The sequence below is a fragment of the Rahnella sp. NRRL B-41462 genome, assembly GCF_003263525.1.
Taxonomy (GTDB): Bacteria; Pseudomonadota; Gammaproteobacteria; order Enterobacterales; family Enterobacteriaceae; genus Rahnella; species Rahnella aceris.
Window position 1 is genome coordinate 54,031 of the sequence record NZ_JYDF01000038.1, and the last position, 23,690, is coordinate 77,720.

21 protein-coding genes and 2 pseudogenes are annotated in these 23,690 nt (G+C 54.6%); 12 read left to right on the top strand and 11 right to left on the bottom strand.

Annotated elements, in window-relative coordinates:
- The first annotated feature begins 21 nt into the window (after positions 1-21).
- Positions 22-2,421 (top strand): glucose/quinate/shikimate family membrane-bound PQQ-dependent dehydrogenase, encoded by a 2,400-nt coding sequence (locus tag UC14_RS10500; protein ID WP_112197657.1) that lies wholly within the window; start codon positions 22-24, stop codon positions 2,419-2,421.
- A gap of 55 nt (positions 2,422-2,476) precedes the next feature.
- Here the strand turns inward: UC14_RS10500 and UC14_RS10505 are convergent, their stop codons facing one another.
- Complete coding sequence (locus tag UC14_RS10505) at positions 2,477-2,935, bottom strand: acyltransferase (RefSeq protein ID WP_112197658.1); 459 nt, start codon at positions 2,933-2,935, stop codon at positions 2,477-2,479.
- Positions 2,936-3,698: 763 nt separating this feature from the next.
- Positions 3,699-4,601 carry an AraC family transcriptional regulator gene (locus tag UC14_RS10515; protein WP_013578040.1) on the bottom strand — a complete coding sequence of 301 codons (903 nt, stop codon included), beginning with the start codon at positions 4,599-4,601 and terminating at the stop codon, positions 3,699-3,701.
- 134 nt (positions 4,602-4,735) lie between these two features.
- Between UC14_RS10515 and UC14_RS10520 the strand changes: the two genes are divergently transcribed.
- From UC14_RS10520 to UC14_RS10530, 3 genes are read left to right on the top strand one after another with little or no spacing between them, the layout of a single operon-like run.
- Entirely contained in the window at positions 4,736-5,479 is a 744-nt protein-coding gene (locus tag UC14_RS10520; protein ID WP_112197659.1) for an SDR family NAD(P)-dependent oxidoreductase, read from the top strand.
- A gap of 17 nt (positions 5,480-5,496) precedes the next feature.
- A complete protein-coding gene (locus UC14_RS10525; protein ID WP_013578042.1) occupies positions 5,497-5,901 on the top strand; it encodes a VOC family protein in 405 nt (134 codons plus the stop codon).
- Complete coding sequence (locus UC14_RS10530; RefSeq protein ID WP_112197660.1) at positions 5,898-6,881, top strand: trans-acting enoyl reductase family protein; 984 nt, start codon at positions 5,898-5,900, stop codon at positions 6,879-6,881. The genes UC14_RS10525 and UC14_RS10530 overlap by 4 nt, the downstream gene beginning before the upstream one ends.
- On the opposite strand, the gene UC14_RS10535 is transcribed toward UC14_RS10530, so the two are convergent.
- From UC14_RS10535 to UC14_RS10560, 6 genes are all read right to left on the bottom strand, one after another.
- On the bottom strand, positions 6,854-7,513 hold the full coding sequence (locus UC14_RS10535; RefSeq protein WP_014416637.1) for a LysR family substrate-binding domain-containing protein: 660 nt from the start codon (positions 7,511-7,513) through the stop codon (positions 6,854-6,856). The two genes, UC14_RS10530 and UC14_RS10535, sit on opposite strands and share 28 nt — an antisense overlap.
- A gap of 296 nt (positions 7,514-7,809) precedes the next feature.
- Positions 7,810-8,454: a hypothetical protein gene (locus UC14_RS10540; protein WP_112197661.1), complete on the bottom strand. Its 645-nt coding sequence runs from the start codon at positions 8,452-8,454 to the stop codon at positions 7,810-7,812.
- 198 nt (positions 8,455-8,652) lie between these two features.
- Positions 8,653-8,892 carry a DUF1272 domain-containing protein gene (locus UC14_RS10545; protein ID WP_072012244.1) on the bottom strand — a complete coding sequence of 80 codons (240 nt, stop codon included), beginning with the start codon at positions 8,890-8,892 and terminating at the stop codon, positions 8,653-8,655.
- A gap of 212 nt (positions 8,893-9,104) precedes the next feature.
- On the bottom strand, positions 9,105-9,476 hold the full coding sequence (locus UC14_RS10550) for a VOC family protein (protein ID WP_095925464.1): 372 nt from the start codon (positions 9,474-9,476) through the stop codon (positions 9,105-9,107).
- Positions 9,477-9,573: 97 nt separating this feature from the next.
- Positions 9,574-10,263, bottom strand: coding sequence for a YafY family protein (locus tag UC14_RS10555; RefSeq protein WP_013578048.1), 690 nt, complete (start codon positions 10,261-10,263; stop codon positions 9,574-9,576).
- Positions 10,264-10,302: 39 nt separating this feature from the next.
- On the bottom strand, positions 10,303-11,724 hold the full coding sequence (locus UC14_RS10560; protein WP_013578049.1) for an MFS transporter: 1,422 nt from the start codon (positions 11,722-11,724) through the stop codon (positions 10,303-10,305).
- 134 nt (positions 11,725-11,858) lie between these two features.
- On the opposite strand from UC14_RS10560, the gene UC14_RS10565 reads away from it, so the two are divergent.
- Positions 11,859-12,764: a LysR family transcriptional regulator gene (locus UC14_RS10565; protein WP_037032752.1), complete on the top strand. Its 906-nt coding sequence runs from the start codon at positions 11,859-11,861 to the stop codon at positions 12,762-12,764.
- A gap of 4 nt (positions 12,765-12,768) precedes the next feature.
- On the opposite strand, the gene exoX is transcribed toward UC14_RS10565, so the two are convergent.
- Positions 12,769-13,431: an exodeoxyribonuclease X gene (exoX, locus tag UC14_RS10570; protein WP_013578051.1), complete on the bottom strand. Its 663-nt coding sequence runs from the start codon at positions 13,429-13,431 to the stop codon at positions 12,769-12,771.
- A 388-nt stretch (positions 13,432-13,819) separates the two neighbouring features.
- Between exoX and UC14_RS10575 the strand changes: the two genes are divergently transcribed.
- From UC14_RS10575 to UC14_RS10600, 6 genes are read left to right on the top strand one after another with little or no spacing between them, the layout of a single operon-like run.
- A complete protein-coding gene (locus UC14_RS10575; RefSeq protein WP_037033211.1) occupies positions 13,820-14,974 on the top strand; it encodes a mandelate racemase family protein in 1,155 nt (384 codons plus the stop codon).
- A 51-nt stretch (positions 14,975-15,025) separates the two neighbouring features.
- Positions 15,026-16,669, top strand: a complete 1,644-nt coding sequence (locus UC14_RS10580) for an ABC transporter substrate-binding protein (protein ID WP_370447462.1) — start codon at positions 15,026-15,028, stop codon at positions 16,667-16,669.
- A 41-nt stretch (positions 16,670-16,710) separates the two neighbouring features.
- Positions 16,711-17,727, top strand: coding sequence for an ABC transporter permease (locus UC14_RS10585; protein ID WP_049804371.1), 1,017 nt, complete (start codon positions 16,711-16,713; stop codon positions 17,725-17,727).
- Entirely contained in the window at positions 17,724-18,629 is a 906-nt protein-coding gene (locus UC14_RS10590; protein WP_112197662.1) for an ABC transporter permease, read from the top strand. Before UC14_RS10585 ends, UC14_RS10590 begins: the two co-directional genes overlap by 4 nt.
- The gene (locus UC14_RS10595; protein ID WP_112197665.1) at positions 18,601-19,467 is read left to right on the top strand and encodes an ABC transporter ATP-binding protein; all 867 of its coding nucleotides are present in this window, start codon (positions 18,601-18,603) and stop codon (positions 19,465-19,467) included. The genes UC14_RS10590 and UC14_RS10595 overlap by 29 nt, the downstream gene beginning before the upstream one ends.
- A 24-nt stretch (positions 19,468-19,491) precedes the next feature.
- Positions 19,492-20,262 carry an ABC transporter ATP-binding protein gene (locus UC14_RS10600; protein ID WP_112151588.1) on the top strand — a complete coding sequence of 257 codons (771 nt, stop codon included), beginning with the start codon at positions 19,492-19,494 and terminating at the stop codon, positions 20,260-20,262.
- A 43-nt stretch (positions 20,263-20,305) separates the two neighbouring features.
- Here UC14_RS10600 and UC14_RS10605 read toward each other — a convergent pair.
- Positions 20,306-20,440, bottom strand: a pseudogene (locus UC14_RS10605) (type VI secretion system baseplate subunit TssG); the annotation flags it as partial.
- Positions 20,441-20,858: 418 nt separating this feature from the next.
- Between UC14_RS10605 and UC14_RS10610 the strand changes: the two are divergent.
- On the top strand, positions 20,859-21,839 hold the full coding sequence (locus tag UC14_RS10610) for a GNAT family N-acetyltransferase (protein ID WP_112197663.1): 981 nt from the start codon (positions 20,859-20,861) through the stop codon (positions 21,837-21,839).
- Between the two features lie 16 nt (positions 21,840-21,855).
- Here the strand turns inward: UC14_RS10610 and UC14_RS10615 are convergent.
- A pseudogene (locus UC14_RS10615) lies at positions 21,856-23,647 on the bottom strand (ABC transporter permease subunit).
- Between the last annotated feature and the right edge of the window lie 43 nt (positions 23,648-23,690).

Sequence of the window (23,690 nt, forward strand, 5' to 3'; positions counted from 1 at the left end):
AAATCAGTAAGGTCATCAACTATGGAAACGAAAGCCTCGTTATCACGCATCGTCGTCATAATTACCGCTTTGTTCGCCGCGTTAAGCGGGATTTATCTTCTTGTCGGCGGTATCTGGCTGGCAAAATTAGGTGGTTCTCTTTATTACATTATTGCCGGTGTTATCTCGCTGGTTACCGCGTGGTTGCTGTATCGCCGTCGCTCTTCTGCATTACTGCTGTACGCAATCTTCCTGTTCGGCACCACGGTGTGGGCGGTGTGGGAAGTAGGCACAGACTTCTGGGCACTGACGCCGCGTTTAGACGTCACCTTCTTCCTGGGCCTGTGGATCCTGCTGCCGGTTGTGTATAACCAGATGCTGGCGAAAAATGCTTTCGCACGCGGCGCTCTGGCCGTTTCCCTGCTGTTCACCGTGATTGTGCTGGCGTACTCCGTCTTCAACGATCCGCAGGAAATCAACGGCACCCTTAAAGCTGCCGATGCTGCACCGGCAGCAACCGATTCCGGCGTTCCTGCCAGTGACTGGCCGGCCTATGGCCGTACTCAGGGCGGTACCCGTTACTCGCCACTGAACCAGATCAACGATAAAAACGTCAGCAAGCTCGACGTGGCCTGGACTTTCCGTACCGGTGACCTGAAGACCCCGAACGATCCGGGCGAAATCACTGACGAAGTGACGCCAATCAAAATCGGCGACATGCTTTACCTGTGTACGCCGCACCAGAAGCTGTTTGCTCTGGATGCCGCGACCGGTAAAGAGAAGTGGAAGTTCGATCCGCAGCTCAATTCTAACCCGACCTTCCAGCACGTGACCTGTCGCGGTGTGTCTTATCATGAGACCACACCTGCTGCACAAGGTGATGCGGCTAATGGCGCAGCGCCTGCTGTCTGTTCACGTCGTATCATTCTGCCGGTCAACGATGGCCGTCTGTTTGCGCTGGACGCTGAAACCGGCGCACGTTGCCCGGCATTCGGTAACAACGGTGAGCTGAACCTGCAAGGCAACATGCCTTACGCAACGCCAGGCCACTACGAGCCAACGTCACCGCCAATCATCACTAAATCTGTGATCATCGTGGCGGGTGCGGTTACCGATAACTACTCAAACCGCGAGCCTTCCGGCGTGATCCGTGGCTTTGATGTGGAAACCGGCAAACTGCTGTGGGCCTTCGATCCGGGTGCGGCTGAGCCAAACAAAATCCCTGAAGATGGTCAGCACTTCACGCCAAACTCCCCGAACTCATGGGCGCCTGCGGCTTATGATGACAAACTGGATCTGGTCTACCTGCCAATCGGCGTAGCGACACCAGATATCTGGGGCGGCAACCGTACTCCGGAAATGGAACGTTATGCGAGCGGCCTGCTGGCGCTGAATGCGACCACCGGTAAACTGGCCTGGTTCTATCAGACCGTTCATCACGACCTGTGGGATATGGACGTTCCGGCGCAGCCAACGCTGGCTGATATCACTGACAAGAGCGGCAACAAAGTTCCTGCGATTTATGTACCGACCAAAACCGGTAACATCTTCGTGCTGGATCGCCGTGACGGTAAGCTGATTGTTGACGCACCTGAAAAACCTGTTCCGCAAGGCGCAGCGAAAGGCGACCACGTTTCTCCGACTCAGCCGTTCTCCGAACTGACTTTCCGTCCGGAAGCCAAACTGACCGGTAAAGACATGTGGGGCGCAACGATCTATGACCAGCTGATGTGTCGTGTGATCTTCCACAAACTGCGTTATGAAGGCACCTTCACACCGCCATCCGAGCAGGGCACGCTGGTGTTCCCGGGTAACCTCGGTATGTTCGAGTGGGGCGGTATTTCTGTGGATACCGACCGTCAGGTGGCTATCGCTAACCCGATCGCACTGCCGTTCGTGTCTAAACTGATCCCACGTGGTCCTGGCAACCCTATAGAGCCAGATGAGAACGATAAAGGCGGTTCCGGTACTGAGACAGGCATTCAGCCACAGTACGGCGTGCCATTTGGCGTGACGCTGAACCCGTTCCTGTCTCCGCTGGGCTTCCCTTGTAAACAGCCTTCATGGGGTTACATCTCCGGCGTTGACCTGAAAACCAACGATATCGTGTGGAAAAAACGTATCGGTACCGTGCGTGACAGCTCACCATTACCGCTGCCGTTCAAAATGGGTATGCCAATGTTGGGCGCACCGATTTCTACCGCCGGTAATGTGTTCTTCATCGCAGCGACCGCAGATAACTACCTGCGTGCATTTGATATGAGCAACGGTGACAAACTGTGGGAAGCTCGTCTGCCAGCAGGTGGCCAGGCGACCCCAATGACTTACTCTGTGAATGGCAAACAGTACGTTGTTATCGCAGCAGGCGGTCACGGTTCGTTCGGCACCAAACTGGGCGATTACATCATCGCTTACGCACTGCCAGACGCTGACGCTAAATAATTAGCTGTCATAAGCTCTGAAATCTGAAAGGCCGCGAAAGCGGCCTTTTTTATGGCTACAACGCCCGTAGCCATCGCGCCGGATTTCCGGCGTAAACACCTTTCACAGTGATGTCTTTCGTCACTACGCTTCCCGCACCAATCACTGCGCCATCGCAGATTGTGACGCCCAGAATGGTCGCACCGCTGCCAACAGCCACATCGTTACCCACGCGGATCCTGGCCCATGAATCCCGGTCGGGATCGGGTTTTCCTGCCTCAAACATATCGTTCGCAAACATCACTCCGTGGCCGATAAAGCAGTTTTCCCCGACAGTGACATATTCACAAATAAAGGTATGCGACTGGATTTTTGTCCCCTGTCCGATGCTGGTGTTGGCCTGAATTTCCACAAAGGGCCCGACAAAAACGTCATCACCGAGAATACAGTCATACACATTAGCGGGTTCGTAAATCACGACATTTTTCCCGGTGTTAACATTGCGGATTTGCACGTCGCGTGGGGTATGAGGCATTTTAATTCTCCTGTCCGAGGTTAAACGAACAATATCGCTGAATTTTTCTGGCGGAGTAATCGGTACTTTCTGGTATCACTCGGGAATGCAATTGCAGGATATGAGCGGACGAAAAGTCATGATACTGCCCTTTCTGTGTGCGGTAATCACATCCGGTCTTGGCCTCGGGGTTAAAAACCTCATGACCGATTCGCCTGAGGAAGCCTGGCATAATTTCAGTCAGCAAATCGACAGAGAACATGCGAAAGGCGTGTACCCGTTCAGACTGGATTTTTATACCGTTGTGCAAGATGCGAGAATAGATGGTCAGACACTTAACTACACCTACGCAATAGAAAATATCCGGCTGACAGATATCAGCTTGAAACGCAGAGCAGAGCACGTTTCATCCGGTTCTTTTGTACCACCGCGATGGTGCAGAAATATGGTTTGCGGGTGGAATATGACTATACGCAGGGGATGACTGAAAAAACGTATTCGTACAATAAAAGGGATTGCGTGGGCTGAGAAATCGCTCACCGTGAAGGGAACTCAAACAATAAAAATGCCATCTGCGAAGTTATGGAAAACAGTGCCTGCAGGCTTTCAGTGGGCGCTGTCTGGCCGTAATACCCCGTAATGTAATTCGTTGTCGCTATGCTGGCTTCGCCAAAATTCCCGTACTCACTCCATTTTTCAGACTCCAAAAAAATTTTCCATCCACCTGTTATTCTTATGTGTCGATTGTACACATCAAAGATCGCAAAGTTTTCCTGTGGTGTGACTACGGATTGTCACGCACATTGATGACCTTTCGCAGATGGGCAACATCCTTTAGCGGTGGCAGACCAAAGATGCGGGCGTAATCCCTGTTAAACTGGGGCACACTCCTGTACCCCACTTCCTGGGCAACAAACGTCACGCTTTGTTGCCTGCCTAATAACATCGTTCTGGCATGAAGTAGCCTAACGCGCTTTTGATACTGTAAAGGACTCATGGCCGTGACGGCTTTAAAGTGACGATGAAAAGCCGATACGCTCATCGCCTCCCGTTCGGCCAATGATTCAACGACAAACTCTTCTGTAAAATTATGTCTTAACCAGCGAATGGCATTGCCGATTCGGGCCAACATCGTGCCCGGAGAGGCAATGTCCCTCAGCATCCAGCCATGCGGTCCTTTCAATACGTGATACAGAATTTCGCGCTCATAATTGGGCGCGAGGGCGGGGATATCGTCGGGGGTCTTCATCAGACGCAGCATTCTGACCCACGCATCAAGAAGTTCCGATGTCACTGAGGCAACAGAGAACGCGCCTTCCGGTCTGTTTTTCATGGCTGATTGAGGTAAATCGTCCAGCATAGCAGCCACCCGTTGAGGTTCCAGGGTCAGACTCACCGCCAGATACGGTTCTCCCGTCGCAGACGGATGAACAGCACCCACTGCAGGTAAATCAACCGACATCACAAAATACGAGGCCGGGTCATAGTTGAAAACCCGGTCTCCCACCGTCATCGACTTACTTCCCCTGAGGATCAGATTGATCATTGGCTCATAAACCGCAGCCAGTGCCGAAGCCGGAATATTTCCCTGAACCATCGCGACGCGTGGGATCCCCGTCTCCGTTCGCCAGTTGCTGGCGTGTGCGGCAAGACCACAAAGCTCATCAAGCTGGGATTGCATCATCATGTCTTACATCCTCGGTCTCATCGTTGAAAGGAGCATAAAGCAGAAACAGGCAAGAATCGAGCAGGAACACGGAAGCCCCTGTTTGACCCTTACCTTACTATTACTCCAACGCAAACACAGAGAAAGGAAACATCATGAAAGTTATTCTTGTAACAGGTGGAAGCAGGGGTATAGGAGCCAGTACGGCTATCCAGTGTGCCGCACGCGGTATGGGCGTGGTACTCACCTACCATAATCATCCCGAAGCCGCTGACAAGGTTATCAAACAAATCGAAGCGACTGGCGGTAAGGCTATCGCTGTCCAGCTTGACGTTTCGCGCTCTGAAACTTTCCTTACCTTTAGGAAGACCCTTGAGGATTTACTACACCGTTTCTGGCAACGTTCTGATTTTGATGTACTGATCAACAATGCCGGTTTCGGCCTTTTTAACCCGATTGAAACGGTGACAGAAAATGAGTTCGACAGTCTGTTCAATGTTCACCTTAAAGGCCCGTTCTTCCTGACACAGGCTCTTTTGCCCGTCCTTGCTGATGGGGGGCACATCGTGAATGTGACCAGCGCAACGACACGCGTTGCGACTTCAGGTGTGGCGCCTTATGCCGCTTTCAAAGGAGGGCTCGAGGTACTGACACGCTATATGGCCAAGGAGTTTGGGCCACGCCGTATTCGCGCAAACGCTATTTCTCCAGGTGCCATTCGTACCGGCCTGGGCGGCGGCCTGAATGATGAGTTCGAAGCCTTACTCGCTTCACAAACAGCGCTTGGACGCGTTGGGGAGCCTGACGATGTAGGTAAGGCCATTGCGAGTCTGGTGTCGGATGAAAATGGCTGGGTTAATGCTCAGTCCATCGAAGTGGCTGGCGGCTATCACATTTAATGATGACAGGAGGCTCTATGATCGATCATATCTTTCTATCGGTGACTGAAATCGGGCGATCCGTTGCGTTTTACACCGCAGCCCTGGCGCCTCTCGGCGTCACCGTTCGCCTGGACTATGACGGAAATGATGGGCCGCCGGGGCATCCTGACCTCAAAGGCTTTGGTGCCAACGGCCGGATATTTTTCTGGCTGCGCGAGGGGGACGCTGCAGGCGGGGCCACGCACGTTGGCTTTGTCGCTAATAGCAAAGAAAGGGTTGATGAAGCCTATGCCGCAGCAATGAGTGCGGGAGCCGCTGACAATGGTGCGCCGGGCGCACGCCTTTATTATGATCCCCGTTATTACGCTGCCGGCGTTATCGATCCCGACGGCTACACCCTGGAATTCGTCTATAAAAGTTGGCAGCACACCTCATCATGAAAACATTACTTATTTACGGTGCCACCGGTTATACCGGACGCATGATTGCCAAACAGGCAAAAGACGCTGGTCTCAATTTCGTGATTGCCGGCAGAAATAAAGAAAAACTGGATGAACTGGCGAAAACATTGGACGTAAGGGCCCATGCTTTTGCGTTGGATGATGCCGGGGCTCTCCCTCGTCATTTAGACGGGATAACGGTTGTATTGAACTGCGCCGGTCCTTTTGCTCATACCTCAGAATCACTGATGCGAGCCTGCATTATTCAGGGTGTTCATTACCTGGATATTACTGCCGAAATCAACGTTTATCGGCTGGCTGAGTCACTGCATGATCTCGCCTCCACGGCCAGGGTCATGTTACTGCCTGGTGTGGGATGGGATGTTGTGCCAACGGATTGTCTCGCGGTGACGATAGCTGAAAAGGTGCATGAGCCAGTACGCTTGAGAATTGCGCTGCAGGTTGCAGGCTCAATGTCACGGGGTTCGGCCTTCAGTGTGGGAGAGATTATCAGCGCGGGTCTGCTTGCCAGGGTCAATGGTGAACTGACGACGAAAACCGATGCCAAAACAGACTTTTTTGATTTTGGTGAAGGGAAAGTAGAATGTGCGCCACTCTCTTTCGGTGATCTTGTTACTGCATGGCATTCAACCGGCATTCCAAATATTGAAATGTATGTCCATGTGAGTGGCGATGCCTTTCCATCCGGAGATTTATCACGCTTGCCTGATGGCCCCTCTCAGGAAGAGCGCGCAGGTAATGTCGCTCGTGCAGTGGTAGAAATGACCGGGGTTGATGGTGACATTCACCATGCAGTCATTGAAACGGTCAACGGATATTCCTATACGCCACTCGCTGCGGTCGAAGCCGTCAGGCGGGTGCTTAGCGGAACAAGCCAGCCTGGATTTCAGACGCCAGCTAAAGTATTTGGTGCAGATTTTGCGCTGAGTATTCAAGGGACGCGTATTTCCATACTTTGAGCCATAGGTGTGTAAAACCATGCTAAAGCTGCGCGGCAGTCAGTCTCGAGCATCTGTTCAATAAGATTGCGCACCGTTGGCAATCGCTCATGCCTTCGAAATAGTGCCGCCACCTCCGAAACAATAGCAGGGCCGGCAATTTCTCTGAAAACGACATTCGGCAATTGAATCGTGTTGATCAGCACACTGGGAATGATTGCGACACCCATACCCAGCGCTACTTGTGTCAACACCGCAACCAGAGTTCCGGGCGACGAGACGATATGTGGATCGAATTTTCCGCGCCTTGCGACCTCACGCAAGCCCAGACCTTGTTCTGGGATCACAAACGACTCATTGGAAAGCGCGCGCGGGAGAATGTCCGTCGACATCTTCGACAGAGCGTGGTCTGCCGGCAGAGCCACACAGAATCGGTCCCGTGCCATGACATGGCTGGAGACAGACAGAGGCAGATGCACGGGCGTTCGGACAAAAGCCAAATCTATCCTGCCTTCCTCCAGGAGTGGCAGGATCTGCTCGGTGGGTAATTCCTTCGTGTTAAGCATAACGTCGGGCCATTTATTGCGAAACCGCTGGACCTGTTCCTGGAGTACCCCAAAAAATGCCGCTGAACCAACATAACCTATCTCCACTCTTCCAACCTGACCCCAGACACCTACACGCAGTTGTAGCACGTGCCGATTACGGTAAGCTTCATAAGATAATGATCGGAGACAATAAGAATGATTTTGAGGCCGCCCAGGGATACGAAATGTCGTTTGCATTTGCAAATTGGGGTTATGGATCTCTGGTGGACGAGAGTGAAGCAGTCATTCTCAGAAAATTCATAGATATTCTCGACTTCGTAGATTTACCATCTTGATGAACCATCGTGTATTTGTTGACCACTTCAATGCCGGATGGCAGGGAAATCTGGACATAGGTTTCGCTATTTCCCGCAGCCTGTCACTTGCGGATAATTGCGGCAAACCAGCATGAGTTTATGTTTCGGTTCAAAACCTTTATCCAGCATGCATTGCTGAACTTTCGCGGCCTTAAGAATGGTCGGAACGAAAGGAACCGAGCCTAGCGGTTTCGGATATCCGCATTCATACATCATTTGTAACGCGAGCTTATCGTTCTCCACAGCGTGTGAAAAATGCAGTGAGGCGCCCGCTTTACGCCAGCTGATGAGCTGTGACTCATCCCGGCCTGAATCCGGTTTGATCGGGTGAAAACCCTTATCGGCGACAAAAGGTAGCGCTTCGAGCTGCCGCTGACTCAGCGGATGTCCCTGCTGTTTCTCGATGCAGGCAGGGGTGTTTTTGTAGTAATCGCAAATATGGAAATCACCCTTATAGGTAAATCCTTTTCCCTCCATGCACTGGTAATACAGCACCGTTTCATTGTCGGTAAAAGAAGGTTCCGGCCCCGGAAGCGGGACGCCGCATTGCCCCATCGCAACACGCGCGTCATCTATGGTGCTGCCAGGGCGCTGCAACTGGGTTAAATCAGGCGGAGGCGGACATCCGGTGAGCAGAAAAACCGAACCGATCAGTGCAGATGAAGAAACCAGAGAAGTGATGCGGGGCATAAAAATCCTTTTTAATAATAATGTTATAGAATTCTTTGACTCCCTTTATGCAGCGGGAGTGGCAGGAGAAGGATAACTTTAGTTCAGTTTCAGGAAACAGAAGCGTTTATATGTCCTGAAGTAAGGAGAAGACAGATGACCGTTGTTTTGGATGAAAGCACGCCAGCGGCTGAAACTCTGGCGTGACACTGCGCGGAACTAAGAAGCACAGCCCTCTGGCTTAAATACCCGTGTTATGGACGCCGGATTATTGGCCAGTTTATTGGCCGGTCTGCGCGGACGGGCAACGAGTTCTCCGCCACAGTTGGGGCATATCCCGTGAAGTTTGTCTTCGGCACAGGTTACACAGAATGTGCATTCAAACGAGCAAATTCTGGCATCAGCAGCAGGGGGGAGATCGGTATTGCAACACTCGCAGTTGGGTCTCAGTTCCAGCATAGAATTTATCCTTCAACAGTATGACTTCAGGGATAACCATCAGACGTTCGCCGGTCTGTTTCGTCATAAACATATCCTGAAACAGGTGTTTGGGAAAGATCCGGCGCAAGGACTGACCGGAATAACGAAACATCTGCGGCAATCGCTGGAATGCGTATCAGAACCCGTTGATTTAAGCAGAGCGCCTGTGAGGGCGCTCCGGGTTGAGCTGTTTACTCTATCGACAACCGGTAAACCCGCAGGCGATACCCGTCAGGATCTAACGCGAGAAAGGTATAGCCGAAATCCATCTCAACAGGTTCCTGCATTATCTCAAGTCCCTTATCGCGCCAGAGAGAGCAGAGAGCATCGACCTGTTCATTGCTGTCAGCAGAAAAGACGATCTCACCATTTCCGGCATAACCTTCAGCGGCGGGTTCGACAGTATGCTTTGACCAAAGGCCCAGCCTCATCCCTGAGGGTAGAACAAACATGGCGAAAGTGGCTGAAGCCTCAACGGGTTGTTTTTCCAGAAGTTCTTCATAGAATCTGGCGCTGACCTGCGGATTGTTGACGTACAAAATAACGAAGTTTGAATCAATCATTAGTGGCCCCTCAGGAATGAAAAGACATCCGGTTTGATGTCTGTTACTGAGTATCTTAGTGGCCACCACTGCCAGTTTCTGTCAGGAGTGATTCGGGTTACTGAGGTGAGATTTGTTCCTTATCCTGCCACTCTTTCAGCAATCTCTGACGCCGCCTTGGGTAGCGCTCATCCGTTCGTTTGAGAGACATAATGCAGTCGGTGCGGAAATGACGAAAGCTCTGACGCGACTCGCACCATGCGATCAGTATCTGAACCTGATCGAAATAACCGAGGGCAAATGGCCAGATCACCCGGGAGGAACTTTCATTTTTCAGGCTGCGATAAACAATTTCAATTTTACGTTCGTCTTTAATTGCCTGACGGATTTGCGGTAATAAGGCTGCGTCTGCGCCAGAATTGTCTGCTGGGCCGATGAGTAAGGTTGTCGATTCCAAAGACATGCGCAGATCTTCGGGCAGCACCGCTGCAATTTTGGCAAGCGCGTTTTTTGCTGCCGCGCTCAGTTGCCCGTCGCTACGTCTGGATACCCAGCGGGAACCCAACACCAGTGCCTGGATTTCATCCTCAGAAAACATCAGAGGAGGAAGCATGAAACCGGGGCGCAAAATATATCCCAGCCCCGGCTCGCCCTGAATATCGGCTCCCTGCTCCTGCAATGTTGCGATATCCCGGTAGAGCGTTCTGACGCTGATATTGAGTTCCGCAGCCAGCGTTAACCCGGTCACCGGAAACCGGTGGCGGCGGAGGATCTGAATTAAATCAAGCAAACGCTGGGAACGGGACACGGTGTTACTCTCTTAGGTATCGGTTATCTATTATTTCCATTATTTCTCCGCCTGCAAGTGACCGCGCTGACCTCGCAGGCGGCTCACGCTTATCACACTCGCCAGCACCGTCGCCATCACCGCCACCCACAAACTGACCTTCACCGCCTGCGCTTCGTGTAACACCGTGCTGGCAGAATAAAGTGTCAGGATGACCCCGACGCACGCGGCACCGAGACACTGGCCGAAGGTGCGCATAATGGCCAGTACGCCGGAGGCATAACCGCTGTTTTCCCGCGACGCATTGGAAAGCATTTCACGGTTGTTCGGGCTCTGGAAACAGCCGAAGCCCAGTCCGCAGATAAAGCTTCTCAGGCCGATATCCCAGACCTGGGGTTGCGCGGGGAGTTGCGCGAGTAACAGTAATCCCACCGCAAATACCGCCAGACCCACAGTAGAAATAATGGCGGCCGGATAACGGTCGGCAAGGCGTCCTGCATGCGGTGCCGCCAGAATAATCCCCAGCGGCCAGGGCGTGAAAAGTAATGCGGAAACAAAGGCGCTGTAACCGTAAACGCTCTGAAACAGGAACGGCAGCGCGACAAAGGTGATGCCCTGGCTGACGAATGAGGCCAGCGAGGTGAAGGCCGCCAGCGTGAACCGCGTGGAGGCAAACATGCCGAGCGGCAGCAGCGGTTTTGGCGCCCGACGCTGACGCCAGACAAAGGCCACGCCTGCAATTATCGCCGTCAGGCCATAGGTTATGGCGGTGGCAAGTTTGTCATTTCCCGGATGCGCAAAGGATTCTGCCGCCATAATCAGCGCGCCCAGTGCGACTGCCGATAAAATCGCCCCGGCAGTATCAAACGGCTGGCGCGTACTGGCGGGGTTTGATGGCACCACGCGCAGCGTAAGAATGACCGCAATAATGCCGAGCGGAATATTGATCGCGAACAGCCACTGCCAGCTCATCGCCGATAATATTGTCCCGCCCAGCACCGGCGCGACAGCGGTGCTGGTGGCGATCATCAGAGCATTCAGCCCCAGTATTCGTCCGAGAAGGCGGTTGGGGAAAACGGAGCGCAATATCGCCGGGCCAATACTCAGCGTGGCTGCTGCGCCAATTCCCTGAAGCACCCGCATGATAATCAACATGTCGAGCGATGATGACAGCGCACAACCCAAAGAGGCAAGGGTGAACACCGTCAGTCCGGCGGCAAACAGCGGACGGAAACCGATGCGGCTGGCCAGCGCGGCGAAGATTGCCAGTGTCATGGACGCCGACAGCAGATAACCGTTCGACACCCAGACCGCTGCACCTGCCGAGATATCCAGTGCATGTGCAATCTGTGGCAGTGCGATGTTGACCATCGAACCGTCGAATACCGCCATCGTTGCCATGATCATCACGGCGGCCATGGCAAATCCCCGTTCACGGCCGGGTAATCCTTCATCGCCTGGTTTGTCGGAAAATAATTCCATAACGCATTCGCCTTATTGATATTGAGTCAGGTAACTATACCGGCAGGTAATATAGTGCGGAAGACGCAGCATCTGCACTTAATACCTGCACCAAACGCCTTCTCTCATTATTGCCGTTGCGTTACTCTGTTCAGATGACTGAACCCGATCTGAACTTACTTATTGCACTTGATGTGCTGCTGGCTGAAGCAAGTGTAGCCGCTGCTGCCCGACGTCTGGGATTAAGCGCCTCTGCCATGAGCCGTACACTGGGTCGCCTGCGCGAAACCACCGGCGATCCGCTGCTGGTGCGCGCCGGACGAAATATGGTGCTGACGCCTTATGCCGAAGAAATCCGCCAGCGCACCCGGAATGTGGCGTTTGAGGCGCGCGCCCTGTTGCGGCCTTCATCAGCAGATTTCAATTTAGCCAGACTTGAGCGTACTTTCCTGATCCGTTCCAACGATGGTTTTGTGGTGGCATTTGGCGCGGCGATGATTGCCGCCGCTGCGCAGGTGGCCCCTTCTGTATGTTTGCGATTTATGCCAAAACCGGAAAAAACCTCCAATGCGTTGCGGGAAGGGCGGGTGGATCTTGAGATTGGTGTTTTAGGCGAAATGGGACCGGAAATTCGTTTGCAAACTTTGTTCCGCGACAGGTTTATGGGCGTGGTGAGAAAAGGTCATCCGCTGGCGCTTAAGAAAACGATTACCGCGCACGAATACGTGTCGTTCGGGCATGTTGTCGTTTCACGTCGCAACAACACTTACGGACCTGTGGATGACGCGCTGGCCGAAGTCGGGCTGAAAAGGAAAATTGCCGCCGTCGTGCCGGGTTTTTCCGCCGCCCTGGCGATTGCGCAAAACTCCGATCTGGTGGCGCTGATCCCCGCGTCATTCCTGATTGCTGAGCCAGACCGGTTATATGCTTTCGAACTGCCGCTGGAAACCCGTGAAATCACGATTTCCCAGATGTGGCATCCGCGTTCAGAAGTTGACCCGGCGCACCGCTGGCTGCGGCAACTGGTATTGGGTGTGTGTCGTGATAAGGTGACGCTGTAACGGTTTACTCTACCTCCAGATAATGCCTGAGCGTCATCCGCAGGTCAGGCGTTAATTCTTTGATGTTATTCAGCATCCAGCGCAGATACATCGGGTCGTCTTCGGCGATTTCAGCAATTTTTCTGCCGCGATATTTCCCAAACATCATGGTGCTCACCAGCGCAGGGCGGCCGGTAATGGTCACCATTTCTTCCGGTGTCCAGCCGGATTCATCCATGATGCGGATAAGTAACGCGGCGGTGATGTAGCAATCAAACAACGCGCGGTGATGATGCAGATCCGCAGGCGTTGCCACGTCCAGCTTGAGGGATTTGTACAGCGCCATGTTGCTGTATTTGATCCCCGGCCATAAACGGCGGGAAAGTTTCACGGTGCAAATCCAGTCACCCGGCATATCGGGTAGCATGCGCTGGTCAAAGCTGGCGTTATGGGCCACATAATATTGGCTGCCGTGATAACGCGGAATGATCTCTTCAATCCACGGTTTGTCGGCCACCATGGCCTCGGTAATTTTGTGGATGGCCATTGCCTGATGGCTTATCGGCCGGTCGGGGCGCACCAGATCACTCATCGGGTTGACGATTTTCCCGTCTTCAATGTCGACCGAAGCCACTTCAACCACGCCGCCTTGTAATCCACAAGTTTCCGTATCAATAACGCGCAACATATTCCACTCCGACTGGTCAGCAAACACCTTCTAAAAACGTTAGCCTAACGGATTGACTTCCTCGTGCCCACTTTTCTCATCACAAAGTAAAGGCCGCAATATCCCCCTACATCCCATCCGTCTATTTCCTGTACAGATCACACTTCCCCTCACTTTCGTGAAAATGCTCACATTCCGTCGTGCAGATGCCCAAATCTACCGGCAAATTTTCGGCTTTTAGCCGTGGAAATGCGTCACCAAACTGGCTAAGTTCAATAATGAAACGCTATTTTATTATTGTTGGATTGCGGTTTTAAAGAAGTGTGAGTGTGCTCACACTGCTGAATGGACGCGCAATGATAAAGCGCTCTGAAGGGCGTTAACTCTCTCAGTAATGGCAGGTATCGCTGTGAAAATAAGTTCTGTTGAAGTCTCTGTTTTTACTTATCCGACCCGTCGCGTTTCTGACAGCGCGGGTCATTCTCATCCGGGTGAAGAAAGTCAGGCGAAAATGGCCATGTTAACGATCACCACTGACGAAGGTGATTGCGGGTATTCGTTCGCACCGCCGGAAGTGGTGCGTCCGCATGTGGTGAACGCATTTTTCAGGAAAGTGCTGATAGGCCAGAACCCGTTCGACCGCGAACGCCTCTGGCAGGATTTGGTTCACTGGCAACGTGGCAGTGCGCATCAGCTGACCGAGCGGGCACTGTCGTTTGTCGAGCAGGCATTGTGGGATCTTATTGGCCGCAAACTGAATATGCCGGTGCACAAACTGCTGGGCGGTTTTCGCGAAAAAGTCCCGGCTTACGGCAGCACCATGTGTGGCGACGAACTGAAGGGCGGGCTGTCGACGCCGGACGAATTCGGGCAGTTTGCCGAAAAACTGGTGGCCCGCGGTTATCAGGCTATCAAGCTGCACACCTGGATGCCGCCGGTGGCATTTGCGCCGGATCCGAAAATGGACATCAAAGCCTGTGCCGCCGTGCGTGAAGCGGTCGGGCCGGATATCGAACTGATGCTCGACGGCTATCACTGGTACAGCCGCAGTCAGGCGCTGACCATCGGTAAGGCGCTGGAAAAACTCAACTTCGCCTGGTTCGAGGAACCGATGGAAGAAGAGAGCATGGCTTCTTATGCCTGGCTGGCGGAAAACCTGTCTATCGACGTGATCGGGCCGGAAAGTCTGGGTGGCAAGCACCACAGCCGTGCGGACTGGGTGAAGGCCGGTGCCTGCGACATTTTACGCGCCGGTGCCAACGGCGTCGGCGGCATCTCGCCGTGCATGAAAGTCGCCAGTCTGGCGGAAGCTTTTGGGATGGACTGCGAAGTGCACGGCAACGGCGCGGCGAGTCTGGCGGTGGTCGGCGCAATCCGCAACTGTCGCTGGTACGAACGCGGTCTGCTGCATCCGTTCCTGGAATACGACGAACCTGCTGCATACCTGAACAGCATTGTTGACCCGATGGATGAACACGGCTTTGTTCATCTTTCTGACCGCCCCGGCCTCGGAGAGGACATTAATTTTGATTACATAGAAACCCATACCGTCAGCCGCGACTGACCTGCGGGCAGAAAAAATAATAAACCTCTGACTCTACCCGGAAGGTACATCATGAACTCTGGCAAACCGTGGGGCGCATGGCTTTTCGCGCTCCTGCTGATGACGGCTGGCTGGACGGCGCAGGCAAAAACGCCGCCCGACCAGCTGATCATCGGCATGAACATGAATAACCTGTTAACACTCGATCCGGCAGCGATGACCGGCAATGATATTGTCGGCATCGTGGTCAATCTCTATGACCCGCTGATTGAGCTTGATCCGCAACAACTCACCAACGTGCGCCCCGCACTGGCGACCTCGTGGGAGGTCAACGACGCCCGCAACCTCATCACGTTTCATCTGCGCGAAGGCGTGAAATTCCACTCCGGCAATCCGGTGACTGCTGACGATGTGGTGTGGTCGATGCGCCGCATTCTGCATCTCAATCTGGCACAGGCCTCGGTGTGGAAATCCTACGGATTCAGCAAAAAGAATGTCGATGAGATGGTGCGTTCGCCGTCTCCCGGTATCGTCGAAATTCAGTTACCCAAACCCAATGACCCGAAACTGGTGATCTACTCGCTGGCGGCGCTCGGCAGCGTGGTGGCGCTGGACAGCAAAACCGTGCAGGCCCATGAAGTGAATGGCGACTGGGGTAACCGCTGGCTGACCACCAACGAAGCCGGTTCCGGGCCATTTCGTCTCGACAGCTGGCAAGCGAAAGATGTGCTGAACATGAGTCGCAATCCGCAGTACTGGCGCGGTGAACCGAAAATGTCGCGCGTGGTATTCCGTCATTTTCAGGAATCCCAGACGCTGCGCCTGATGATTGAAAAAGGCGATCTGGATATTGCCAATAACATGGCGGTGTCTGATGTGAAAGCGCTGAGCCACGACCCGGCCATGCAGGTCGATCAGGTGAAAAAAGGCACCATTTATTACGTGGCGATGAGCATGAAAGAGCCACATTTCGCTAACCCGAAAGTACGCGAAGCGGTGCGCTATCTGATTGATTACCAGGGTATCGGCAAGGCGCTGATGGACGGTTATGGCATCGTGCATCAGCGTCCTATCCAGGTCGGTATGCCTGCCACGTTGCCGGATCCGGGTTATAAGCTGGATATCCCGCGTGCCAGAACTTTGCTGGCGGAAGCCGGTTATCCCGACGGTTTTGATACTACGCTGCGGGTACTGGCCGATCAGCCTTTCCTCAATATCGCGATTGCGGTGCAGTCCACGCTGATGCAGGCGGGGATCCGCGCCAAAATCGTTACCGGTACCGGCAACCAGATTTACGGCGCGATGCGTGAACGCAAGTTCGACATGCTGGTCGGGCGCGGCGGCAGCGGCGTGGAACCGCATCCGCATTCCAGCCTGCGTGCGCTGGTTTACAACCCGGATAACAATGACGCGGCACGGCTGACCAATTTTCAGGGCTGGCGCACCGGTTTCTATGACAAACAGCTGAATGCGGATATCGATCAGGCGCTGCTTGAGCGTGACCCCGAGAAACAGAAACAGGAGTATTTCGCCATTCAGCAACGCTACGACGCGCTGATCCCGGCGCTGGTGCCGCTCTCGCAAATGGTTGATTCCATTGTGGTGCGCAGGGACGTCAAAAACTACCTGCCGCATCCTTCTGCCACCATGTTCCTGCGTGACGTCTGGAAAGATGAACCTGCTGACGTGCAGCCAACCGGAGGTAAAGGGTTATGACCATGCAAATTCCGGCTCCTGCTTCAAAGCAAACGGCGCGGATGTCATTCCCTGCCGGGCGCATTGGCAAACGTCTGGTGCAGGTAGCGGTCACGCTGTTCGGACTGCTGCTGCTGACGTTTTTTATCGGCCGCGTGATGCCGGTGGATCCGGTGCTGGCGATTGTCGGACCGGACGCCGACCACAGCACCTATGAGCAGGTTTACCATCAGCTCGGCTTTGATAAACCGCTGTGGACGCAGTTCGGTATTTACCTTTCCGGGCTGGCGCATGGCGATTTGGGCAATGCGCTGCTGACCGGTAAACCGGTGACGCAGGACATTCTGCGCGTGTTCCCGGCCACCATGGAACTGGCGACGCTGGCGATCATTCTCGGTGCGGGCGTCGGTATTCCGCTCGGTGTGCTGGCGGCGGCAAAACGCAACAGCATCGCGGATTATGTGGTGCGCATCATCAGCCTGGCGGGCTATTCCACCCCGATATTCTGGGTCGGCATGATGGGCTTACTGGTGTTTTACGCCTGGCTGGGCTGGGTCGGCGGTGCCGGACGGCTGGATTTCAGCCTCGACGGACAGGTTACCCGCCACAGCGGTTTTATGCTGATCGACGCACTGATCGCAGGCAACTGGGAAGTGTTTCGCAACGCGCTTAATCATCTGATTTTACCCGCGTCACTGCTCGGTTTTCACTCGCTGGCCTACATCAGCCGCATGACCCGCAGTTTTATGCTGGCGCAGCTTTCGCAGGAATTTATCATCACCGCCCGCGTGAAAGGGCTGAGCGAATGGCATGTGCTGTGGAATCACGCGTTCCGCAACATTCTGGTTCAGTTGCTGACTGTAGTGGCGCTGGCATACGGCTCGCTGCTGGAAGGCGCGGTGCTGATCGAAACCGTGTTTTCCTGGCCGGGCTTCGGTTCGTATCTCACCAGCAGCCTGATGCTGGGCGATATGAATGCGGTGATGGGCTGTGTGCTGGTGGTGGGTATGATTTTCGTGGTGCTGAATTTGCTCTCTGACCTGCTGTATCAGGTCTTTGATCCGAGGACAAAAGTATGACGATTTCCCTTGATTCCGTCACGCTCAGCGCGGGCGACGAAAAACGTCAGCGTGTGAAAAGGGCGTTTGGCCGGGCGGGCCATTTTCTGTGGCAGATGGCGTGTAATCCGCTGACCGCCATCGGTGGCGCGATTGTTCTGGTGCTGATGATTGTGGCGGTTTTTGCGCCGTGGATCGCACCGTTTCACCCGCTGGTGCAGGATTTAAACAATGCGCTCAGCCCGCCGTCGGCGGCGCACTGGTTCGGCACTGACGAGTTTGGCCGCGATATCTTCAGCCGCCTGGTGTATGGCTCGCGTATCACGCTGTACATCGTGTTGCTGGTGTCGGTCACCGTCGGGCCGCTTGGCCTGTTGCTGGGCGTTACCGCCGGTTATTTCGGCGGGAAAACCGACATGGTGCTGATGCGCGTCACTGACATCTTCATCTCTTTTCCGAGTCTGGTGCTGGCGCTGGCATTTGTCGCGGCACTCGGGCCGGGGCTGGAACATGTGGTGATCGCCATTACGCTCACCGCCTGGCCGCCGATTGCGCGTCTGGCGCGGGCCGAAACGCTCTCGCTGCGACAGGCTGACTTTATCTCAGCGGTGCGTTTGCAGGGCGCGAGTCCGCTGCGGGTGTTGTGGCGTCACATTGTGCCGCTGTGCCTGCCGTCGGTGATCATCCGCATCACCATGAATATGGCGGGGATTATCCTGACCGCAGCCGGTCTGGGCTTCCTCGGGCTTGGCGCCCAGCCGCCGGATCCGGAATGGGGCGCAATGATATCAAGCGGCCGTACGTACATGATGGAGTGCTGGTGGGTGGCAACAATCCCCGGTCTGGCGATCCTGATTAACAGCCTGGCGTTCAACTTCTTAGGAGATGGCCTTCGTGACATTCTCGATCCCCGAAATAACTGACGCTCCGGCGTTACTCGATGTGCAGGATTTGCACGTCAGCTTTGTGAATGGCCGTCAGGTCACGCAGGCAGTACGCGGCGTGTCTTTCCAGCTCGGGCGCGAAAAACTGGCGATAGTCGGTGAATCCGGATCGGGTAAATCCACCGTGGGGCGTGCGCTGCTGCATCTGCATCCGTCGAAAGCGCGTATCACCGCCAGCAAAATGCAGTTCGCCGATGTGGATTTGCTGCACGCCAGCCCGGCGCAGATGCGACAAGTGCGCGGTAAGCGGATTTCGATGATTATGCAGGACCCGAAATACTCACTGAATCCGGTGCTGTGCGTCGGCGATCAGATTGCCGAAGCGTGGCGTTCGCACCACAAATGTTCCTATAACGATGCCAAAAGCAAAGTGCTGAACATGCTCGACGTGGTGCGTATCCGCGAACCTGAACGTGTATACGGCCTGTATCCGCACGAGATTTCCGGCGGACAGGGGCAGCGCATCATGATCGCGATGATGTTGATCACTGACCCGGAAATGGTGATTGCCGATGAGCCGACATCGGCGCTTGATGTGTCCGTGCGTTTGCAGGTGCTGGCGCTGCTTGATGACCTGGTGAAAACCCGCGGTCTGGGGCTGATATTTATCAGTCACGACATCAATCTGGTGCGCAGTTTCTGCGACCGCGTGCTGGTGATGTACGCCGGGCGCATTGTCGAATCCATTGCCGCAACCGATCTGGATAACGCGCAGCATCCGTACACCCGTGGTCTGCTGAACGCGTTGCCGGACATGGATAACCGCCGTTATCCGCTGCCGGTGATGCAACGTCAGGCCAGCTGGCTGACCGATTAAGGAGCACGTATGCCACAGAAAACGATGATAGACGTGCGCAACCTGAACCTGAGTTTCGGTGAGGGCGCGAAGACCACGCAGGTGCTGACCGAGGTCAATATCGCCGTGCGTGAAGGCGAGATTTTCGGGCTGGTGGGCGAATCCGGGTCCGGTAAAACCACGGTGCTGAAATGTCTGGCGGGATTGTTTACTCACTGGCAGGGCGAGCTGGAAATCGATGGTCAGCAGCTCGAGCACCGCATTGGCCGCGAGCGTTGCAGACTGGTACAGATGGTGTTTCAGGATCCGTATGGTTCACTTCATCCGCGCCACACCATTGGCGATATTCTGGAAGAACCGTTGCAAATCCACCGTATCGACCAGCGGGAGCAGCGGATTAACACCATTCTGGAAAAAGTCGGTCTGAACCGCGCATTCCGCAGCCGCTATCCGCATCAGCTTTCCGGCGGTCAGCGCCAGCGCGTGGCGATTGCGCGGGCGCTGATCCTTAAACCGCGTGTTCTGCTGCTCGATGAACCCACGTCTGCGCTGGATGTTTCCGTGCAGGCGGAAATCCTCAATTTGCTGTTCGATCTTCAAAAAGAGGAAGGGTTGACGTATCTGATGGTGACACACGATCTGGGGGTTATCGCCCATCTTTGCCAGCGTGTTGCAGTAATGAAATACGGCAAAATCCTCGAAACGCTGGACACTGATGCCTTGCTGCGCGGCGATATCCGGGATGACTACACCCGTGTGCTGGTCGATGCCAGCCGTGACTACAGCCGGGAAATGGCGGCAAAAGTGATGCTATAGGAAGGATAAAAGGCCACTGTAGCGGCAGTGATGCAGCGGCCTTTTACCTCTTATCCCTGATCCTGCCCAGTTTCATCGTCACCTGCTCCGGCATTTTATCCAGATTATCTTCCCGCAGTCCCAGCACCACGTTGTAACCCGCGAACAGAGTGCGATCGCCCAGACGCGGCAGCGGTGCGCATCTTTCCCCGTGCGGGTAAACGCTATCTCATAGCGCAGAATATCGCTGATAGCCTCGCTGCCGCTGAACCTGAGCACTGAAATATCGACGCCGGGCTGCTGAGATTCAAGTCTTTTAAGACGTAGCTGATAATGGTTGTGGACCGGTAATTTACTGCCTGCAAGAATATATTCCTGAATGCTCATTTTTTAATTCCCTTTGACACAACGCAGCATGTGGCTGGTTAATCGACACCCTGTTTACTGGTTATGAAATGAATCCATTGTGTTTCGTTAACATAATGCCAGATAAGTGCCGGCGCAGCGGCTCAGAATTGAACGGTAGTGTATGAGTGGATTGAGGGATGTAGTTCAGGGTTGACAGAATGGCGGAAGCTGTTTAATTTCGTTGATACTATCAACTAACAGAGTTAAAAATGACGGCCATTCATTCGATTCGCACCGAGCTGCGTTACCTTGTCAGGGAGCTCGGGTTGCTGGATAAAAACTGTTTTCGCTCGGGTTTATCTCTTACGCAGGCGCATCTGCTGACCTATCTTTCAAAGAACGGCGTGACGTCTTTTGCTGAGTTATGCCTGCAACTGAGCATGGATAAGGCCTCGCTAAGCCGCACGCTGAACGTGCTGGCCGGAAAAAATTATGTTGAACCGGTCACCGGAGTGAAAGACAAGCGGCATAAAAGTTTTCAGCTGACGACGGCAGGTGCGCAGTGTTTAGCCGCGGCTGATGCTTCGGCGGATAATGAATTTTCATTTGTTCAAAATGCAATGGAATTACAGCAAGCGCAGGAAATAATTAATGGGTTACGTGCGTTGAGAATAAATACTTTCCGGCGGAATGCCGCACGTCATCCGCAAAGAATACAAATTGAAATTATGCGCAGTAATTACCTTCCCGAAGTGAAAAAACTCTTAATGGAGACTTTTTCGCAGGAACAGAATATTCCGCAGGCGCTTATTCTGTTACCCGCAGAGCTTAAAACTAAATGCTGGATAGTTCGCTCGGGAGAATATGTTCTGGGCACTGTCGCCTGCTGGCAGGAAAATAACGAATGGCACTGGGGAAGGTTTGCCGTTAATCCTTGTTATCGCGGGATGGGCATCGGCAGGCAACTGGCGCGGGTTTCCCTGACGGAGATGCTTGAAGAAACAGATAACGTGATAATGGAGGCGCGGGATTCCACGGTCAGGATCATCAGCGAGCTGGGTGGAAAAATCACCGGGCCCACCCGTGATTTCTACGGCATGCCCATCACCCCGATGCATCTGAAAAAAGAAGATTTTGAGCACGTAACAGAACAGCGAAAAAATACACGCCTGACCGGAGATTGTCATGAGGCGAAATTGAGTCCGGCCGGTCATCAGGGCGGCAGTACCGTCAGATTGGCGCGAAAATAATGATTCAGGTAACAGTTCAGCCAGCCCTGACGGTTTTTTTCCAGCGCAAACTGCTCATCGTCACCGCCATCACGGACAGCAGCGCCAGCGCACCGGCAGGCGCGAGCACACTCCACGGGGCGCGTTCAATATACGGCATCCCTTCCGCCAGCACGCGTCCCCATTCCGGGGCGGGCGGGGATGCGCCAAGCCCGAGAAAACCTAATGATGCCAGCGCCAGCGCGATGCCCGGTAAACGCAGCAGGGCGTGGCGCAACAGCGGACCTGCCAGCGCAGGAAACACATAAAATACATTACGGCGCAATGCACCCACGCCAATGACCGCAAGCATCTGCATGTATGGCCTTGCGCGGATTTCGGCCACCAGCGCGGCGGTATGTGCTGCCAGCGGCGCCCAGCTTACGGCGGTGACGGCAATCGCCGCGCCGGTGGCTGTTGGGCCATTGATGGCAGCGATCACCAGCCCGGCAATGACCGGCGGCAGTGCGTTAGTGACTTCAATCGGGCCGGTCATAGCACGGGGAAAAGCACCGGTAATCACGCCTGCGAGCAGGCAAATCAGTGAAACACTCAGTGCCTGCAAACAGGTGCTGAATGTGCCACGCGCCACGCGGGCGAGAAGGTCACGACCCATCGCGTCAGCGCCAAACGGCAAAGCGAAAGAGGGGGATTGCAGGCGCAAATACTCTGATGTCAGCGGGTCGCGCGGCAAACCGGCGAGAACCATAACGACCAGAACGCTCAGACAAAGCCACGGCAGCCATGCCCGCTGTTTCTCGGGCGTGGCATCGGGTTGCGGAACCGGCACCGCACCCAATGACAACGCACGGCCCAGTAATATCCGCCGCATGCCGCCCGTCAGCATGCCGATGGCGGAGGCCAGCAGCAGCAGGATCAGCACGCCGGTTTGTAACGCCGGTAAATCTCCCGCTGCCGCCGCGCCCAGCGTAGCGCGCCCCAGGCCGGGGATGGCGAAGACTTTTTCCACCGCGATTGCACCGCCGGTCAGCGACACCAGCACCAGTCCGGTTAACGGCATTACCCCGGGCAATGCGCGCCGGATGATGGCCAGTGCGGTATGGCGGCGCGAAATGCCCAGCACGCTCCAGGTGGTCAGCCAGCTTTCATTAAAGACACCGCTGAGGGCATCGGAATACAGCCGCCCGAGATATCCGCCTGCCGGAATGCCCAGCGCCAGCGCAGGCAGCACAGCGTAATACCAGCCGGACCAGCCATAAGGCGGGAAAAAGTTCAGCCAGACAGCGCCGGTAATCAGCAGCACCGACGCCAGTAAAAACTCGGGCAGCGCCGTCAGCAGTGCGGCCAGAAAACCGGCCGGGCGTGCCGTGCCGCCCTGCAAGCCACGAATCATCGTGCCCGCGCATAACAGCAGTGCAATCAGAAACGCCACGCCAGCGGAAGCCGCCATCAGCGTCAGTGAAACGCCGGTGGCCCGCAACATGCCGGGTAAAACCGGCATGCCGGATACCCAGGAAATTCCCGCGTCACCCCGCAACAAACCGGCCAGCCCAGTGCGTCAGTGCATGCCATGCCCCCTGATCTAACCCCCAGTGTCAGGCGGATCGCATTGAGCGTTTCTGCCGTGGCTTCCTGCTCACCGGATTTTGCGCGCAGCAAGGTCAGTGGCCGGATCACTCGCCCGACAGCCACGGCAACAGGCCGATCAATACCACGATGGCGGCCAGCGTCAGCAGGCGCGAAATCAGCGGTATCCACGCGCCGCCGGTCTGGCTCATGCGAACACGGCTGACGGCCATGCAGGTGCGGCAATACAGAGATTCACTCATCAGTCGGCCTGACCCGCACGTTGTGTCGCGGCATTGATTAATG